This is a genomic window from Dyadobacter chenhuakuii (genome assembly GCF_023821985.2).
Taxonomy (GTDB): Bacteria; Bacteroidota; Bacteroidia; order Cytophagales; family Spirosomataceae; genus Dyadobacter; species Dyadobacter chenhuakuii.
In genome coordinates this window covers 3,620,167-3,638,786 of sequence record NZ_CP098805.1, presented here as the reverse complement: position 1 = coordinate 3,638,786, position 18,620 = coordinate 3,620,167, and the positions used below count along the sequence as shown (strand labels likewise).

17 protein-coding genes are annotated in these 18,620 nt (G+C 45.7%); 8 read left to right on the top strand and 9 right to left on the bottom strand.

Annotation, left to right across the window (positions count from 1 at the left end):
* Positions 1–69: 69 nt before the first annotated feature.
* Both NFI80_RS15000 and NFI80_RS14995 read right to left on the bottom strand, forming a co-directional pair.
* Complete coding sequence (locus NFI80_RS15000; RefSeq protein ID WP_235166419.1) at positions 70–915, bottom strand: tetratricopeptide repeat protein; 846 nt, start codon at positions 913–915, stop codon at positions 70–72.
* Positions 916–945: 30 nt separating this feature from the next.
* Positions 946–1,251 carry an HU family DNA-binding protein gene (locus tag NFI80_RS14995; RefSeq protein ID WP_026631310.1) on the bottom strand — a complete coding sequence of 102 codons (306 nt, stop codon included), beginning with the start codon at positions 1,249–1,251 and terminating at the stop codon, positions 946–948.
* 159 nt (positions 1,252–1,410) lie between these two features.
* On the opposite strand from NFI80_RS14995, the gene mutY reads away from it, so the two are divergent.
* From mutY to NFI80_RS14970, 5 genes are all read left to right on the top strand, one after another.
* Entirely contained in the window at positions 1,411–2,490 is a 1,080-nt protein-coding gene (mutY, locus tag NFI80_RS14990) for an A/G-specific adenine glycosylase (RefSeq protein ID WP_235166420.1), read from the top strand.
* Between the two features lie 105 nt (positions 2,491–2,595).
* Positions 2,596–3,453, top strand: coding sequence for a phytanoyl-CoA dioxygenase family protein (locus NFI80_RS14985; protein ID WP_235157054.1), 858 nt, complete (start codon positions 2,596–2,598; stop codon positions 3,451–3,453).
* A 77-nt stretch (positions 3,454–3,530) separates the two neighbouring features.
* Positions 3,531–4,736 (top strand): Gfo/Idh/MocA family protein, encoded by a 1,206-nt coding sequence (locus NFI80_RS14980; RefSeq protein ID WP_235166421.1) that lies wholly within the window; start codon positions 3,531–3,533, stop codon positions 4,734–4,736.
* A gap of 61 nt (positions 4,737–4,797) precedes the next feature.
* Complete coding sequence (locus NFI80_RS14975; RefSeq protein WP_255698926.1) at positions 4,798–5,277, top strand: single-stranded DNA-binding protein; 480 nt, start codon at positions 4,798–4,800, stop codon at positions 5,275–5,277.
* A 135-nt stretch (positions 5,278–5,412) separates the two neighbouring features.
* The gene (locus NFI80_RS14970) at positions 5,413–6,729 is read left to right on the top strand and encodes a transporter associated domain-containing protein (RefSeq protein ID WP_235166422.1); all 1,317 of its coding nucleotides are present in this window, start codon (positions 5,413–5,415) and stop codon (positions 6,727–6,729) included.
* A 1-nt stretch (position 6,730) separates the two neighbouring features.
* Here NFI80_RS14970 and NFI80_RS14965 read toward each other — a convergent pair whose 3' ends face one another.
* From NFI80_RS14965 to NFI80_RS14945, 5 genes are all read right to left on the bottom strand, one after another.
* The gene (locus NFI80_RS14965; protein WP_235166423.1) at positions 6,731–7,147 is read right to left on the bottom strand and encodes a hypothetical protein; all 417 of its coding nucleotides are present in this window, start codon (positions 7,145–7,147) and stop codon (positions 6,731–6,733) included.
* 3 nt (positions 7,148–7,150) lie between these two features.
* A complete protein-coding gene (locus tag NFI80_RS14960) occupies positions 7,151–8,590 on the bottom strand; it encodes a RagB/SusD family nutrient uptake outer membrane protein (protein WP_235166424.1) in 1,440 nt (479 codons plus the stop codon).
* Between the two features lie 34 nt (positions 8,591–8,624).
* A complete protein-coding gene (locus NFI80_RS14955) occupies positions 8,625–12,059 on the bottom strand; it encodes a TonB-dependent receptor (protein WP_235166425.1) in 3,435 nt (1,144 codons plus the stop codon).
* Between the two features lie 112 nt (positions 12,060–12,171).
* The gene (locus NFI80_RS14950; protein ID WP_235166426.1) at positions 12,172–13,173 is read right to left on the bottom strand and encodes a FecR family protein; all 1,002 of its coding nucleotides are present in this window, start codon (positions 13,171–13,173) and stop codon (positions 12,172–12,174) included.
* Positions 13,174–13,190: 17 nt separating this feature from the next.
* Positions 13,191–13,781: an RNA polymerase sigma factor gene (locus NFI80_RS14945; RefSeq protein WP_252172066.1), complete on the bottom strand. Its 591-nt coding sequence runs from the start codon at positions 13,779–13,781 to the stop codon at positions 13,191–13,193.
* Positions 13,782–14,030: 249 nt separating this feature from the next.
* Between NFI80_RS14945 and guaB the strand changes: the two genes are divergently transcribed.
* A complete protein-coding gene (gene guaB, locus NFI80_RS14940) occupies positions 14,031–15,506 on the top strand; it encodes an IMP dehydrogenase (RefSeq protein ID WP_235166428.1) in 1,476 nt (491 codons plus the stop codon).
* A 96-nt stretch (positions 15,507–15,602) separates the two neighbouring features.
* Here the strand turns inward: guaB and NFI80_RS14935 are convergent, their stop codons facing one another.
* On the bottom strand, positions 15,603–16,259 hold the full coding sequence (locus NFI80_RS14935) for a DedA family protein (RefSeq protein WP_233795220.1): 657 nt from the start codon (positions 16,257–16,259) through the stop codon (positions 15,603–15,605).
* 42 nt (positions 16,260–16,301) lie between these two features.
* Positions 16,302–17,096 carry a phosphosulfolactate synthase gene (locus NFI80_RS14930; RefSeq protein WP_026631322.1) on the bottom strand — a complete coding sequence of 265 codons (795 nt, stop codon included), beginning with the start codon at positions 17,094–17,096 and terminating at the stop codon, positions 16,302–16,304.
* Between the two features lie 163 nt (positions 17,097–17,259).
* Between NFI80_RS14930 and NFI80_RS14925 the strand changes: the two genes are divergently transcribed.
* Positions 17,260–17,742, top strand: coding sequence for a PaaI family thioesterase (locus NFI80_RS14925; RefSeq protein ID WP_235166429.1), 483 nt, complete (start codon positions 17,260–17,262; stop codon positions 17,740–17,742).
* Positions 17,743–17,767: 25 nt separating this feature from the next.
* The gene (gene mazG / locus NFI80_RS14920) at positions 17,768–18,598 is read left to right on the top strand and encodes a nucleoside triphosphate pyrophosphohydrolase (RefSeq protein WP_235166430.1); all 831 of its coding nucleotides are present in this window, start codon (positions 17,768–17,770) and stop codon (positions 18,596–18,598) included.
* Positions 18,599–18,620 lie beyond the last annotated feature (22 nt).

Here is an 18,620-nt window from a genome sequence, read left to right as displayed (position 1 = left end):
TCTTTCTCTTTTTTCCGCAAGGCATGTTTTATGTCGTTTAAAATAAAAATTGATTGTTTTTTCTGCTTATCAATTGTTCAGACGACCTTCCAATTCGCCAATCGCTTGCTGGATTACAGGATCTTTTTCCTCCTTTTTAACCTCGGAAAGGACCTTGCGGGCCTCTTCCTTGTTTCCCAGTTCCACGAGCGTCAATCCTAAATAGAACTTCGCTTTTGTATTGGCCGGATTATTGGTCAAAATCTGTCTGAACCTGTCGGCAGCTTTTGAATATTGGTTAGATCTCATGGACAAGATCCCTAAATTGAACAATGCCAATTCGTTGGTAGGATCGGTGTCAATCACTTCGCGCAACATTAAAATTCCCTGCATCGGGTTTTCTGTGTTCACGTAAGTCATTGCCATGTTGGCTTTTGCAGCTAACAGGCCAGGATTCTGGTCAAGTGCTTTTTGGTAATATTCGCGGGTTTTTGTTCCCAGGTTTTTTGCTTTCTGATCATCAATGGCAAAACCATAAGCTTCGTAATAACGATCGCCGGTCCTGACAAGATTTTCAATGCTGGGAGACAAAAGTGCTGCTTTTTCAGCATAAAATGCTGCGCTGTCGAATTTTTGCAATTGAGCAAATTTGTCGGACAACTTCAAGCCCGCTGCAACCTTTTCCATATCATTCGCATTCTCAAAGCCATTTCTGAGCTGATCGACAATTTTTTGCTGATCCGGCGCGATGGTGGCTTCATGTGATGACGATTGAACGGAAGAGTCCGGAGCAGCCGCCGTAGCAGCTGCCTGAGACTGGTTTCTCTCGTTGCCTACTTCCTTGCCTTTGGTATTAACAACCACCTTGGGAAGGCTGAAAAGCGTTCCGACAAGAGCAACTGCAAGCACACAAGAAAGGAAAATAGACTTTTTCATACTGTTATAACCCAAACCTTTTCAGGTAAATTACTTTTCAGCGACAGCTTTCAATTTGTCACTTTCTTTTACCTGCTCTACAAATACTTTTGCAGGTTTGAAGCTCGGTACAAAGTGCTCGTCAATGATCATTGAAGTTCCCTTCGAAATATTACGGGCAACTTTACGCGCACGTTTTTTATTGATGAAACTACCAAAACCTCTTACATAAAGGTTCTCTCCCTCAGAAAGTGAGTCCTTTACCACGGTGAAGAACGATTCTAGCGTTTGCTGAACATCGCCCTTGTCTACACCTGTTTTCTCAGAAATCTGTGCGATTACGTCTGCCTTAGTCACTTTGATTGTTTACTTTAAGTGGATATTATTTCATTTATTTACTTACTCCTCTAAATTTTGGGAACACAAAGGTACGCTAATTTTACCAAGATTTAAAAGGAAGGCGTTTTCATTTTTTTTCTAATTGGTTAAATAACAGCGTACATAAGGACAAACATTATGATATCAGACCCTTTACAGGTAGATGATTTTAACAAAAAACTTAAATCCTGGTATCTCAAAAACCACCGCCCTTTACTCTGGCGACAAACGACGGACCCCTATAAAATATGGTTATCAGAAATCATTCTCCAGCAAACCAGAGTCGCCCAGGGAACGCCTTATTATGAGAAGTTTCTGGAAAATTATCCCACTGTTTTCGACCTCGCCAATGCCGATGAACGCGATGTGCTGCGCCTCTGGCAGGGCTTAGGTTACTATTCCAGGGCGAGAAATATGCATTACACGGCGCGGCAGATCGTCAGCGAATTTGAAGGCAGGTTTCCGGAAACAGCATTAACCCTCTCGAAACTAAAAGGTTTGGGGAATTACACAGCCGCAGCGATTGCATCTTTCGCTTTCGGCGAGGCCGTTGCGGCGATTGACGGGAATGTGTACCGGGTCATGTCTCGGATTTTCGGGATCAAGGCGGATATGCTTTCCAATGAAGGGAAAAAGGAGTTTGCCCAAGTCGCGAAAACGCTGATTTCACACGAAGATCCGGCAACTTACAACCAGGCAATGATCGAGTTCGGTGCGCTGCAATGTGTGCCTGTTTCGCCCAATTGCAGCATTTGTCCGTTTAATGACATTTGCTATGCCTATGCATTCAATGTGCAGAATGAACTTCCGGTGAAGGCCAAAAAGCTGAAAGTGAAAAACCGTTTCCTGAATTATTTTATCATACAACAAGGTGATAAGCTGGCCATGCAGGAGCGGAACACAAAGGACATCTGGAAAGGACTATATGATTTTCTCTTAATTGAATCCGCTGCCCACGTCGATTCGCCCGAAGAGCTGGCTGATAACGCAATGTTGCTGGTATTAATGAAAAAAGGGACTATCCGCCAGGTGCCGAAATTATACATTCACTTGCTGACCCATCAAAAGCTTCACGTGCAGTTCTGGTGGCTGACAATCCCCGAAAGCGAGCCAGTTGACCTTCCCTCAAATATTTATTTTTTCTCCAAAAACGAGGTTGAGACGCTCCCAAAGCCGATTTTGATCGATACAGTCTTAAAAGAAGAAAAATATTTGTGACCATTTCGAAACCTTCACGTCTAAATGGTTTTAATCTTCGTAATCTGCAAGGAATTGTATTTTAAGTAATATATTTTTGTACTAAACACGTAAAACGGATGAGTTATGACAAGTTTTAGTTTAAATACAAGCCAGATTAAGACATTCCATGAAGACGGTTATGTGGTCGTGAAAGGGCTGTTTTCGGAAGAGGAGACGAATAAATTATATCGGACGGCGATTGAAAACTCGGTCATGCAGAAAAATGCGATGGACCTGAATGACCAGTCGGGGAAGAAGACGAAGCTTTCGCTCTGGTTTACGCCGGGTGATGACGTTTTTGGTTATCTGATCCGCAGCGAACGCATGGTCAATTCGGTTTGGCAGTTGCTGGGGCAGGAGAGTCCGGTCTGTCATTTTCATACCAAACTAATGCAGAAAGAACCGAAGGTCGGCGGTGCCTGGGAGTGGCATCAGGATTATGGTTATTGGTATAAAAATCAGTTTATATTCCCGGATCAGTTAATGAGTGTAATGATCGCCCTGACGCCTGCAAACAAGGAAAATGGGTGTTTGCAAGTCATTAAGGGCTCTCATAAAATGGGCCGTGTCAATCATGGTTTTGCGGGTGAGCAGGTGGGCGCGGATATGGAAATGGTGAACCATGCATTGAAAACGATGGAGCTGGTTTATTGCGAAATTGAGCCGGGCGACGCATTATTCTTTCATAGTAACCTCATGCACAGGTCGGAAGCCAATTTGTCGGATCATCCGCGGTGGTCGCTGATCTCATGTTATAATTCACAATCCAACATTGCTTACGCCGAAACTTCCACATCCTGGCGTGTTCCGGTTTCCGTAGTTCCTGACCGGGCTTTGCTCGAATGGGACGCTTCATCCTTTGGCGATGCCGATTTTCTTAAAAAAGAAGATGATCCGGCGCTGAAAACAACTGGCTGGGAGAGTGAAGTGAAGACCAACTAACAGACGCATTTAAATAAGGTCATTTTCCACAGGTAAGGCCATTTAAATTTATTCCTAAACAACTTCAAGATAAGATTATGCAGAAAATTGCAATGTTAGGTTCCGGTTTTATCGGACGATTTTATGCTGAATCCATTCATGGGCAGCGGGGCCGGGATAGGGTGGTTGCCATTTACGCACGGCGTGATGAAAGTGCCCAAAAGTTCGCCAAAGACTATGGCTGCGATTTCTGGTCGTCCAGTATGGAAGAAGTGATTGCGCACCCGGATGTGAATATGGTGTGCATTGCGTTGCCTAATAATGTTCATGAAGAGGCAGTTAAGCTTTGCGTGAAACATAAAAAGGCCGTTATTTCTACCAAACCACTCGGGCGCAATGCGGCGGAGGCATTGCGGATGATGAGGGCGACAGAGGAAGCAGGAATTTTTGCAGGTTATCTGGAAGATCTTTGTTACACGCCAAAGTTTTTAAAATCGCTCGAAAGTGTCAAAAACGGCTCATTAGGAAGGATTATCTGGGCAAAATCGCGTGAAGCGCATCCTGGTCCGCATAGTGAATGGTTCTGGGACATTGAGCAGGCCGGCGGCGGCTGCATCCTGGATTTGGGCTGTCATTGCATTGAAATATCACGCAATTTTATTGGTAAGGACATTAAGCCCGTTGAAGTCATGTGCTGGGCGGACACGCAGGTGAAACCTATTGATGCTGAGGATCATGCGATTGCATTGGTAAAATATGAAAACGGCGCTATCGGGCAGTTTGAAGTGAGCTGGACTTTTCGTGGCGGCATGGACCTGCGCGACGAAGTCATGGGAACCGAAGGCACGATCTGGATCAACAATTTCCTGCGGACGGGTTTTGAAATGTTTACAACAGGGCAGAATGCAGATGGAAAAGGAGAGGATTACGTAGCTGAAAAGGCCGAAAGCAATACAGGCTGGCTGTTTCCGGTGGGGGACGAGGTGAATGATCTGGGCTACAACCATATGTTCACCGATATGTTCAATGCCGTGGAAAATGGCAGGGAAGCGGCGGAAACTTTTTATGATGGCTATGTTGTGAATGCAGTGATTGATGCAGCTTACAAATCCGCGAAAACCAAGCTTTGGGAAAAAGTGGAACTGCCGGTCTGGCGCGGACAGGAAGGCGTGACCAAACCTTCAAACTACACTTCCTATAATGACGAATATTATTTGATCAAACAGGAAATGACGCATGACGGGCGGAATAAATTAATTTTGAAACATAAAATTACGGGCAAAATCAGCGAACAGGATATTTGAAAGTGCTTTTACATCCGTATCTTTAATATTAACTTAAACAAATCATCCACAATTAGAAATCATGGCAGGAAGCGTTAACAAGGTCATTTTGATAGGCAATCTGGGCAGCGATCCCGAAGTTAGATATCTGGAAAGCGGCTCGGCAGTGGCTAAATTCAACATTGCAACAACAGAATCATACACCAACAAAAGCGGCGAACGCGTCGATAATACGGAGTGGCACCGCATTGAGCTTTGGGAAGGATTGGCCAAAGTGGCGGAAAAATATCTGAAGAAAGGAAACCAGGTTTACATCGAAGGCCGCATCCGCACCGACAGCTGGACGGACAAAGAAGGACAGCAAAGAACCGGCGTTACGATCCGCGCAAACAGCATGACATTGCTGGGCGGTCCGGGCGCACCTGGGTCTGGCGGCGGCGAGAGCAGCGGCGGTTATGCACAACAATCTTCACAACCCAGAGCACAGCAATCACCTCGATCATCCGACCCGATCCCGCCATCACTGGCAGCCGGGAATGATGATGACGATCTGCCGTTCTGATCCGCTACATTTGCCAGCTATTCTGTTCAAAAAGGATTTATTTCGACATTTAGAGCACATTGGAATAATATTTTTGAACAGAATCGCTACATTTATTTAAACGAAAGTTTATTGCAAACTTTTCCAAACCTATTCGTGAAAGAAACAGCAGACAGCGACGATCCGCTTGCCCGAACGCGTACGGGGATTACCGTCCCCCAAAGATGTACGCAAACTTTATTTGCAGGAGTCATTATACCCACTGATTTCCTTGCGCCCTACGACCTCATCCTGGTTATATTCCTCTTCCTGGTTTCCCTGTTTCTCTCCGGCGTCCGCGCCGCATATGCTGCCTCCGGTGCATTGGAAAATCCCTGGGAACGAAAAAGTGACACCGAAAGCACGCTTCCAAACCGCATTCAGCAGCTTGCCCTTTCGCTGATTCAGCGTGGGATTACGATGCTCGCCCTACTTTTGGCAGCACGCATTGCCTGGATTCACATTCAGGACGATCCGAACAATGTTTACAAGTGGATTTCCATTGGCTGTCTTGCGCTATGGATCTGGCTGGATGCAATGGTTCGTTACAATGCGGCGCGGCGTGCATTGGAGTTTATTCCGAAGATCTCGGGCGTTACCAATTTCCTGATCAAGATTTGTCAGCCACTTGCGCAGCCTATTATGAAGCTCGGCTATTCATTTGGCGTGCTTACGCCGGAAGGAGCCGAAATCACAACCGAACGACTGGAAGCAAAAGCGGAAAGTGAAGAGGAAACCGACCTTTTACGGGGACTGGCCAATTTCCGTCAGACCAATTCTAAGAAGGCCATGCAGGCGCGTCTGCACATTACCGCGTTCGATATTGAGCTGGATTTCCATGAATTGATGGATAAAATAAATAAATCGGGTTACTCGCGGGTGCCGGTTTACCGGGATGACCTGGACCACATTGAGGGAATTTTGAATGTGAAGGATTTGTTGCCGCACATTCATTTAGACGAACATTTCAACTGGCAAAAATTGCTGCGCCCGGTTTATTTCATCCCGGAAAGCAAGCATTTGGATGATCTGATGAAGGAATTTCAGAATCGCCGTGTGCATATGGCCATTGTCGTGGACGAATATGGCGGGACGAGCGGGTTAATCACACTAGAGGACATCATTGAAGAGATTTTCGGTGATATCAATGATGAATATGACGAGGATGATGAAGTGAATTACACCCAGGTAGACGATAACACTTACGTTTTCGAAGGAAAAGTTTCCATCAGCGACCTTTGTCGACTTCTGAACCTGGAAACGGATTATTTTGACGAAGTAAGGGGCAATAATGAGTCATTAGCAGGCCTGCTCCTCGAATTGTTTTCAAGATTGCCGCGCACAGGCGAAATGGCGACACACCGGGAAGTGACTTTTAAAGTGCAATCGGCTGATAAGAAGCGGATTAAGAAGGTTAGGGTGCTGGTTGGATAGCTTATTTGCCTTTTGGAACTGCTTTTGAAAAGTATCTTATTTCATACAATTCCTGATTTTTTCCGGACAAATAAGGCTTCTGCGACATTTTCAAAACCATAATCTTGTCGTTGAGATCCAGGATTTTATAGCCCGACAACATTTTGCCCGTCGAATCCGTGTAAAAGAGTGAATCGGCGGAGGCTAGCTGATAGCGCGATTTGCGGTATTCTCCTTTTCTTCTTTCGAACAATGTTCCATCGGCCCGATAGTCAAAGTAGGACCAATGTGCATCTTTTGTATTGTTGGTAAAACTGAAACCATTTACATAATTGGAAATGGAATCGGTTCGCCATAAACCTACAATGTCTTTTTCACGGGACGAGCATCCCGTAAAAAAGACAAGCAGGCAGATCAATGAGATTCCTTTTTTGATCAAAACTTAATAATTGCTGTTCTGGATTAAAACGCCGTTACTCAAATCCACCTCGCGCTGCGGCAACGGGAAATAGTAATGTTTTGGCTTAACGAAATTGCGGCTGGGCTTGTTCGGGCCACGGTTGATCTTGTAATGTGCTACAATGTCGATCAATCCGGCTTTGTCCCAACGCATCAGATCCTGGTGTCTTTCGTTTTCCCCAGCCAATTCCACGCGCCTTTCGTGCATGATGTTTTTCATGGTTGCACCCGTGATAGCAGCCAATCCAGCGCGTTTTCTCACGACATTCAATTCTGCGTCACCATTTGCACCCGAGCGAATCTTTGCCTCGGCAGCTAACAGATAAACGTCGGCAGTTCTTAAAAACGGCGCATTCAAACTCTGGCTCATATCCCCATTTTCAGCGAACTGTGTATATTTTTTGAATGCATAACCTGTCACACGCGTCATCTTTGCGTCGAAGGTTTCCACGCCAGCTTCATTGCGATCCACCTTATCACCCGGACTAAAAATGGAAGATGCTTTGCGGGTATCGCCTTTTTCATATTCCTGAACAAGATCCGCGATTGGCTCATGGAAGCCCCATCCGCCGAATGCCTGCGGCGTATGGTAGAAAGTAGGGGAGTTGTCGGCCGTCCAGCCGGTTTCGTATTGCAGCGAAAACAAGATTTCGGGATTGTTTTCTGTGGCCAGCTCAAAATTCTGGTTGAAGCCAGTGGCCAGCTTGTAGGCAGCATTTGATGTCACTTTCGTGCTCGCCTCAATCGCTTTCGCCCATTGTTCCTGATACACGTATAATTTGGTCAAAAACCCATTCGCAGAACCCTGGGTAACGCGGCCTGCATCGCCATCTGCATGCGACACGGGTAGCAATGAAGCAGCTTTAATAAAGTCGGCCTCAGCCTGTGCGCGGACTTCTGCCAATGTTGATTTTGGCTTATTAAAATTCAATGCTAATGCGTCCTCTTCAAGTAAAATAGGCACTTCACCGTAAATGAGCGATAGTCTCCAATAGATAAAACCTCTCAAAAAGTAGGCTTCACCCATGCTGCGGTTGCGCAATGTTTCGTCCATGTCAACTTTTGGGGCGTTAATCAGCACAGCATTTGCCCTGGAAATGACTTCGTATTTGGTTTTCCAGGTTGCCAGAATGTGCGAGTTGGAAGCATCGAAAGTGAACATTTCCAAAGCCGTTTCATCCGAATGGTCGCCCGCGCGGTTCATGTCATCCGAGCAGTTATCAAATGTGTATTCTGTGTGGGCAAAACCGTCTTCTTCAAGCAATGGCGCGTAAACTGCATTCACTGCCGCCACCACATCATCGCCGCTTCGCCAGTATTGTTGGGAAGTCACCTGTCCGTAAGGCGTCGTTTCCAGCAAATCATCACAGCCTGTGAGCATTGCCAGCATGATATAACCGGATAGTATTGTTATCTTTTTCATAAATAAATTCTTTCAGTTTTGGTCTGAGTGGGTTTTAGAAAGAAATGGTAGCGCCAATCGTCCACGTGCGGGCCAGCGGATATTGCGCATAATCCACGTTCAGCTGATTGTAAGTGCCGCCGCTTCCTACATATCCCAGCTCCGGATTCAGGCCGGAATATTTCGTGAAAGTCAACAAGTTTTGCCCTGTCACATAAATCCGCGCCTGTGACATTTTTAGTTTGCTGATCGCATTCTTTGGAATAGCATATCCAAGGGTCATGTTTTTTAAGCGCAGATAATCTCCTTTTTCCACAAAAAGGTCGGAAGGCCTGAAATTCCGGTTCGTGTTGTTAATGCTCATCCGGGGAATGGTGTTGCTCGATCCCTCGCCGTTCCAGCTGTTCAAAGCATCGGCATAGAGGTTGAAAGGATAACTTGCGTCAAGCCCTTGCATGCGGTCAGCATTGTAAATCGAAACGCCGCCTACACCCACGAAGAACAATGTGAAGTCAAACCCTTTATAGTTAGCACCCGCAGAAAATCCGTAGTTAATTTTTGGCTGCGGGCTGCCGATGATCGTTCTGTCATCATCATCCACAATGCCGTCGTTGTTCAAATCCAGGAAACGCACATCGCCCGGCACAATCTGTCCGTCTGCACGGCGCGGATCGTTTGAAATGTTTGCATCGCCATCAATTTCATTGGTATTCTGGTAAATTCCATTCGTTTTATAGCCATAAAAAGTGCCATATGGCTGACCTTCATACGTTCTTACAATTTCCTGCTGGCCCCTTCCGTAAAGCTGTGTTGCCAGGAAACCGCCTGGCGTGGCCAGTTTGGTAATTCTGTTTTTAATAAAAGTCGCATTACCACTCACATTGAATGTTACCGCACCAACTGTATGCTTATAGGAAGCTTCCAGCTCTAAGCCCTGGTTTCTGAGCTGTCCCACATTCTGGTCAGGAATAGTGGCGCTGCCGATTGTGCCGACTGATGGCGGCGCAAGCAGCATTTTTTTTGTATCCTTAATAAAATAGTTTGCAGAAAGATAGAGGCTGTTTTTAAACAAACCTGCTTCCAGGCCGAAATTGCTCATTTCCGCCGTTTCCCAGCCAATGTTCAAATTGGCCAGCCTGCTCTGGGCCGCGCCTGAAACCTGATTTTGCACCCCGCCATTTCCAAATGCATAACGGAAAGTAGAGTTGATCAAAGCCAGATATTGCAGGGAAGCCACATTCTGGTTACCCAGCTGTCCCCAGCCACCCGTCAGCTTGAAATTGCTGAAAACAGGCAGTGCATTTTTGAAAAAATCTTCTTCCGAAAGTCTCCATCCCAGCGAGAATGCCGGAAAAATGCCCCACTGATTTCCGGGAGCAAACTTGGAAGATCCGTCACTCCGCATAGTTGCCGTAAACAGATACCGGTCATTAAAGGAATAATTAACCCTTCCAAACCACGACCCAAGCGCGTCATAACTGCGGCCGCCGTTGCCGCCGTTCGCCAAAGGAACCGAAACGATGATCCCCGCATACTGCATGTAACGCAACGAAGGATCTTCACTCGCAAACTCACGTCCCCATTGATTAGCATAAATGCTTTTGAATGTCTGCGAAGTATAACCACCGACTACACTCAGCGAATTTTTCCCAAATGCCTTGTCGTAAGAAAGGAAATACTCCTGCAGGAATGACCACGTTTTATCACGCCCCACGCTCAACTGATTGTAAGAATTTTTGCGGAATTGGTCGTTGACCTTTATGTCAAATGTCTGGCTGTCTGAAAACGTACCGTCCATGGCCAGGTTTGCACGCAATTTCAATCTGTTCGCAATTTCAAGTTCGCCGGTAAGGTTGCCAAGAAAGCGGTTTCGGATATTGTTTTTATCCTGTGTATCAACTGTAAAAATGGGGTTGTTCAAGTCTCCGAATGCACCCAATCCGTCGGTTGAACCATAGGAGCCATTGGCATTGCGGACCGGCAAACCAGGATGGAAACGGATAGCGGTGAACAGCAGGCCAGTTTGTGAAGATTGCGTGTCCGGACCTGAATTATGCGTGTTGGTATACTGGAAATTCTGCCCGATTTTAATCCGCGAACCCACCTTATGGTCCGAATTGATCCGGAATGTATACCGCGTATAGTTTGATTTCCCGATTATTCCGTCCTCATTATAGTAACCTCCCGAAATCGCAAAAGTCGAATATTTACCGCCACCGCGCAGCGATGCGTCATAATTGCGGGTAACGCCCTGTTTTAAAAGTTCGTCCTGCCAGTTGGTAAGCTGCGTCTGATATTGTTTATCTTCCCAGATCGCCGGAATGTCCAGCTTGTCGTTGGTGTATGCTTTTTGCTTCATTTCTGCTAATTGAGGCGCGGTAAGCACATCCAGGGATCTGATCCGGTTCGTAACGCCTACATAAGCATTCACGGTGACAGACAGTGGATTATCGAATTTCCCGCGTTTGGTCGTGATCAGGATAACGCCATTAGCCGCCCTCGTTCCATAGATGGCGGAGGCAGATGCATCTTTTAAAATCTCTATCGATTCAATGTCATTCGGGTTCACGTCATTCATTGTGCCAGCCGGAACGCCGTCAATAACCACCAATGGAGAAGAGTTGTTAACCGTTCCAAAACCACGGATCTGAATAGAACCCGCATCACCCGGAGCACCGCCATTGCGGACAATGTTCACACCCGCAGCACGGCCTTGCAATGCCTGCTGCGCACCGCCGGAAGGCAGATTTTGAAAATCAGCACCCTTAACCGATGACACGGCGCCGGTAACGTCTTTCTTTTCCTGCGTTCCGTAACCCACCACAACCACTTCTTTCAGCGCGCTCACGTCGGGAGCAAGTGTTACGCTGATAATCTCCTTATCCACAGGCACTTCCTGACTTACATAGCCGATGAAGGAGAATTTCAAAGTGGCATTCTGATCAGGCACGGCAATGCGGAAATCACCATTTTCATCCGTGGAAGTTCCCTGTTGCGTGCCTACAAGCAGGATGTTCACGCCCGGAAGACCGGCGCCTTTTTCGTCCAGCACTTTTCCTGTAATGTTACGCTCCGCTGTGATCCCCTGGTTTTGCAATGTTTGTTCGTTCCCGGTCGGAGCTAAGGGCTTTTTTCTAAGCAGGATCCGCGAGTTGCCAACCACTTCATAGGACACATTCAAAGGCGTCAGCAATTGATCCAAGACCTTGTTCAAGGTTCCCTTAACCTCTTTCAAACCTGTATTTTGCGAATTCTGAATACTCGATGTGCTATATACGAACTTCACGTCCGCCTGCTTCTCGATCATTTGGAGCACCTTTTTCACTTCCAGCGATTCCACTTTCAGTGAAATCTCCTTATTCAGCAATTCCTGCCCGTGAAGTGTATGCGCGAACGACATGCCGCAGCATAATATGGCGATAATCAGTTGTTTAGCCGTAGTACTCATGACCTTGTAAACAACCCTTTTGAGGGGTATTTTTTTATGCATATTTTTAGAGGTTTTTGTGAACGCAAACGCAAAGACAATCAAATGAAACTGTTGGTAACAACAGCGTAATGGTGGCGGTGATGTTCGAGCATCATCGCCATTTATTTGCTTACTAAATGTCGCATCCCGCACCCTGGACAAACAGGGCCGTTCCGCGTCTTTCGTAAGTAATGTTGGCCGACTGGCAGATCAGATCCAGCTGCTGGAACAGCGTTAACCCATTCAAATCGCCTGTAAAAAGGCAGGAATCGGTTGAATCGTTTTCGAGCACGATATCAATTCCGTAAGATTTTTCGAGGGCTGAGAATACATTTTTCACAGGGACTTCGGAGAACGTGAAGCCATGTTCGGTTTCGCTGACCGGAACGACCAGCATCGGGTTTTCAATGATGGACAACTCTATTTTCTTCGATTTTTTATCAAAAACAATGCGCTGATTTGGCGTCAGGATCACACCGTTACGATTAACAACATTCTTAGCCGTTCCTTCATAAACGGACACGCGGCCCGTCTTCACCTGTACTTCCACAGACGCAGATTCGTCATAGGATTTAACCGTAAAACTGGTTCCCAGCACTTTTGTAACCAATGTGCCCGTCGAGACGATAAATGGCTTTGCAGGATTTCGTTTTATTTGAAAAAAAGCTTCGCCGTGTAAGTAAACAAGCCTGTTTTTCTTGCCGAAATGTTCGGGGTAACTAATGCTGCTGTTCTTTTGCAAAATCACAATGCTGCCATCTTCCAACGGCACATTTTGGGATTTGCCTGATGTATTTTTAATTTCAATAACGCTGTCATCAGGTAAGAAATCCAGTGCAGCAGTGGTTTCAGGCGTATTTTTATTTGTAAAAAAAAACCAGAACCCGATCACAACCAGCACCGAAGCCGCAGCAGCCAGATAAGGCCTTAAACGGACAACAATGGGCTCAGCGATCGTGTTAGCAACCAGTTTTTTCTTAATTCGCTTACCTATAACCGCCTTTTCGTCCTCGAAAACGGGTGTTTCGTTCAAAGGGTTATTTTTTAAATGTTCCAGAATGAAATCCTCTTCTTCCTGGGTTTGCTGCCCGGCAAGATATTTTTTCAGGGTTTTCTGGAAATCGTATTGATTCATTTTTAAGGGGTAAGGTCTCAATTATCTGTCTGATAAATCCAAAGATTGTCTTTAAGGACTTTCAGGGACTTGGTAATGTGATATTCCACAGCTTTTTCAGAAATGTGGAGTTCTTTGGCAATGTTCTTAACCGACTGATTTTCAAAGCGGCTAAGCTGAAACACACGGCTTGTCTTCTCCGGCAATTTTTTCATGGCCTTATCAATGGCTTCGGAAAGATCATTGAATTCAATGTTCTCCTCCGTCGTCGAAATCTCGTGCATCTTGTTCAGAAGCACATATTCCTGGTATTTCCGCCAGGTAATCTGCGATTTGATGTGATTAACGACCAAGTATTTCAGTGCAATGACCAGATAGGAGCTCAGATGCGTGATTTTACTCTCTAACCTTCTCTTCCAAAGGCTTTCAAACAAATCGTGCACCAGTTCTTCTGCCTCTTCTTTTGATCCGGTCTGGTGAAATGAAATGCAGTACAACTTATACCAATAACGGTCATAGATCTCCTCAAAAGCGCGTTTATTGCTTTCGGAAAGCTGAACGACCAGTTGTTCATCGGTAAATGTTGGCTTCATCTGAACCTTTAATGTGGCCTGGATTTGTGGCTGCAAAGTTATAGTCAAGCAACCTGCAATTATCCCTAAACCATTTTATCATATTTTTAATAATTTTTAAAAATACGCATTTCGCAGATCGTTTTATTCACATGGTGAGATTGGTGTTTCCCGGAATGGAAGGCGCCTGGGGCAAAAGGGGATTTTGGATTCTTAAAAAATTAATATTTGGCATTTGACAAAATGTTTGCTCGGCATCAAACTTATTCTTAATTTTGCCCGGCAAATAACAATAGTTTATTTGCTATGAGCACAGACCCATCCAAAGTCCTCTTCGAGGCGCTAACGTACGACGACGTTCTTCTAATACCTGGTTATTCAGAAATTCTGCCTCGCAACACAACAACAAAAACCAAGCTAACCCGTAACATTGAGCTGAACATTCCGCTTGTTTCCGCTGCAATGGATACCGTTACCGAATTCGACCTGGCGATTGCCATGGCGCAAGAAGGAGGGATCGGGATTATTCACAAAAATATGTCTCTCGAAGCTCAGGCTGAGCAGGTTAGGAAAGTGAAGCGCTCCGAGAGCGGCATGATCCTCGACCCGATCACCCTTTCCGACACAGCGACATTAGGTGACGCGCACCAGATCATGCGTGAGTTCAAGATCGGCGGGATCCCCGTTATCGACAAAGACCATAAGCTTATCGGCATCCTGACAAACAGGGACTTGCGTTTCGAAAGAGAAATGAACAAGCCTGTGACGGACATTATGACCAAAGACAAGCTCATCACCGCTTCGGATGGCCTGTCACTGGACGACGCCGAAAAAATCCTTCAGGAATACAAAATTGAAAAACTGCCGATCGTAGATTCAGAGTACAGACTGACGGGATTAATCACTTATAAGGATATCCTGAAACGTAAATCGCACCCGAATGCCTGTAAAGACGAATATGGTCGTTTGCGCGTAGGCGCTGCGGTTGGTGTTACGGCCGATTTGCTGAAACGCGTCGAAGCATTGGTTAAAGCCGGTGTGGATGTGATCAGCCTCGACACGGCTCACGGACATTCATTGGGCGTAATCGAAGCACTGAAATCTGTGAAAGCACAATTCCCTAAACTGGATGTAATTGCTGGTAATGTGGCCACAGGCGCAGCTGCCAAGGCACTTGCAGACGCTGGTGCAGACGCGGTGAAAGTAGGCGTTGGACCTGGCAGTATTTGCACAACCCGTATCATTGCCGGAATCGGCGTTCCGCAGCTTACGGCGGTTATGTGGGCAGCTGAGGCATTGAAAGACACGGATGTTCCCGTTATCGCGGATGGCGGAATTCGTTTCTCCGGCGATATGACTAAAGCATTGGCTGGCGGCGCAAGCACCATTATGATCGGTTCCATGCTTGCAGGAAGCGACGAAGCACCGGGCGAAATCGTGATTTACGAGGGACGGAAATTTAAAGCATATCGCGGAATGGGATCAGTGGAAGCCATGGAAGACGGATCGAAAGACCGTTATTTCCAGGATGCTGAGGATGATGTGAAAAAACTGGTTCCGGAAGGCATTGTGGGTCGCGTTCCTTTCAAAGGCAAGGTTTCCGAGATTGTATATCAAATGGTTGGAGGCTTGAAAGCGGGAATGGGTTACTGCGGAGCGGGTGACATTGCATCATTGCAAAAAGCACAATTCGTAAAAATCACATCAGCCGGCGTGAGAGAAAGCCATCCGCACGATGTGATGATCCAGAAAGAAGCACCGAATTATTCTTCAAAATCGTAAGCATTTAGTAAGATTGACATAACATGAAAACGCCTCGTGACAAAATGTTACGAGGCGTTTTTATGTTTATTGTATCTCAAAAAAAAAGAAAGCTAGTTACGCTACATTCGGTTTTGCAAATCTGCTTTTCAGATATTGATATATCATTGGGAGGATTGAGAATCCGATAATTCCGAAGATAACCAGTTCAAAGTTCTTTTTAACGATCTCCATATTGCCGAAGAAATAGCCCAGCAATGTAAGTGAAGGAACCCAAAGAATCGCTCCAATTACGCAGTAAACGATGTATTTTGAATAATTCATGCTTCCCGCACCAGCCACGAAAGGTGCTACTGTACGAACGATCGGAATGAAACGCGCCATGATCACCGTGCTTCCGCCATGTTTTTCATAGAATGCTTCGGTTTTTTCAAGATATTCCCTTTTCAGGAATAGAATGCGTTCCCGCTTCTTGATTTCTCCCCCAAATTTTTTCCCCACGAAATAATTGAGATTGTCTCCTAAAAGGGCCGCAACGATGAGAATGATAATGATCAGCCAGACATTCAGGCCGGTTCCTTCGTTGGCAGCAATGGCGCCCGCAGCAAATAAAAGTGAATCACCTGGCAGCAATGGCATAATTACAAGGCCAGTTTCTGTGAAGACAATGAGGAAAAGAATTACGTAAGTTAATGTTCCGTATTCCTCAACAATGTTGAATAAATGCTTGTCGAGATGCAGGAAGAAATCGACGAATTGCGTTAAAAATTCCATAGGTATGTTTTGGTGGACTAAATATTTTGAAAGGCGCAGAAACTACTTGGAATCAATTTTCCATTTCTGTTTGGTCTTTGCATTCAGAAAGTGATTGAATGTATCACCACGCAATCCAAGGCGGATTGTTTCGAGTGGAATTAGCTCGCTTGGAGCAATGTTTCCTAAATTTACATTGGCACCCAGGAGTTTCACAAACCAAACCTGCTGTGATTTTTGGGGCGCCTCCCAAAGCATATCTTCGAATGCAATCTCGGTGAGGATCTCTTCTACCAAACCCTGGCGAACTTCGCCACTGGCACGGAATAAACCAACATTACCAGACTCGCGCGCCTCTCCGATCACTTTCCACGCACCCGCCTGCAATTCCGATTTGATCAGCTGGATCCATTTGTAAGGAGGGATAATTTTATTCTCATCCTTTGAACCCACCTCAGAAAGGACCGTAACCTGCTGGGCCAGCGTGCGAATGAACTCACATTTTACATCCTGGTTCATTTCAATGGAACCATCCGAAACCTCTGCATATTTGAGGTCATACTTGTCGAGCAGCTTCCGGTAATCGTCAAACTGGTTTCTTACCACAAAAGCCTCAAAAAGCGTCCCGCCGAAGTAGACCGGAATGTTTGCGTTTTTATAGACCGCCAGTTTTTCGTTGAGATTCGGGCTTACGAAAGAGGTCGCCCAACCTAGTTTTACGATATCAATATAGGGGGATGCAATGGATAGCATGTCTTCTGTTTCCCTGACACTCAGTCCTTTATCCATTACCATGGTGATCCCTTTTTTCCTGGGCTTTTCAGAACGGGCAGGAACTTGCGATAACGTAAAATTCATATATGGGTATGCTTTTATCTCTGGCAAAAACTTCGGCAAAGGTAGCAATTACCTTTGATACGTCGCAATAAAATCCACATCATTGAGTCTTTTCCATGTATCTTTCTATGATAATTACTATTTTTAAAATATTTCATTGCAAACTGTCAACTTATAAATTTAAATGGATTCACAAGCTAATCCTTCCGACTTACTGCCGGAAAGTCGGATTGATCTATTACTTCAGTGGAAAGGAAAACACATGGCCGGCAACTTTTCGCCTGTTGCAAAGTGGCTGAACGGAAAACTGATCGATGCTTCGGAGGGCTCCCTGGAAATCGAGTACGAAGTCCGCGAGGATATGTGTAACCCAATGCGCACCCTGCATGGCGGAATCGCGTCTACTATTCTGGATGATATCGTTGGCACAATGGTGTATGCGCTGGGAGGTGAATTTGCATTTACTTCCGTGAATCTGAATTGCGATTTCCTGAATCCGGCTTTCCCGGGTGACGTGCTTACAGCAAAGTCGACGGTGGTGCGCAAGGGAAAAAATATTATCCATGTAGAGGGCAAGATTTTCAAGGAAGATGGCCGGATCGTCGCCAAATGCACGAGCAACATGATCCAGACCGGTTTTAAAATTCCAACCCCGTCCGCCGAGTGACGTTCAGGCAACATATCTTTGTGTTATGGAAAAGCAATTTAATGATCTGCCTGCGCGCCGCCAGGGGCAATTAATGGCCTTCGACCGGCTGTTGACCATTATGGACGAGCTGCGTGAACAATGCCCATGGGACCGGAAACAAACCATGGACACATTACGCCATTTGACTATCGAAGAAACCTACGAGTTGTCCGATGCGATTTTGGAGAATGATTTACCGGAAATCAAAAAGGAGCTGGGGGATGTTTTGCTGCACATAGTTTTTTATGCCAAAATCGGTTCTGAAAAGAGAGACGAGGGAATTCGGTTCGACATTAAGGATGTCCTGGATGGCATCGCTGACAAGCTGATCTCGCGGCATCCACATATTTATGGAGATTTCGTAGCGGAGGATGAGGAGGCTGTGAAGCAAAACTGGGAAAAGTTGAAATTAAAAGAAGGCAACAAGTCTGTTTTGGGAGGTGTGCCTGCTTCTTTGCCAGCATTGGTTAAGGCCATGCGAATTCAGGAAAAAGCAAGAGGTGTTGGTTTTGACTGGGATGAAAAGCAGCAGGTTTGGGATAAGGTTCAGGAGGAGTTGCAGGAATTCAAAGAAAATTTCAACATTGAAAATGGCGAGGTTATAGATCAGAAAGAAGCGGAAGGAGAGTTTGGGGATCTTTTGTTTTCTTTGGTTAACTATTCCAGATTCGTCGACATTAATCCCGAAACAGCCCTGGAACGCACGAATAAGAAGTTTATCAGGCGTTTTCAATATCTGGAAGAGGCAGCCCGTGCAAAAGGCAAGTCACTATCTGATATGACATTGGAAGAAATGGATGTATATTGGAACGAAGCTAAGGCGATCAAGATTTAATTTACTCACGTTTCTCGTTAAC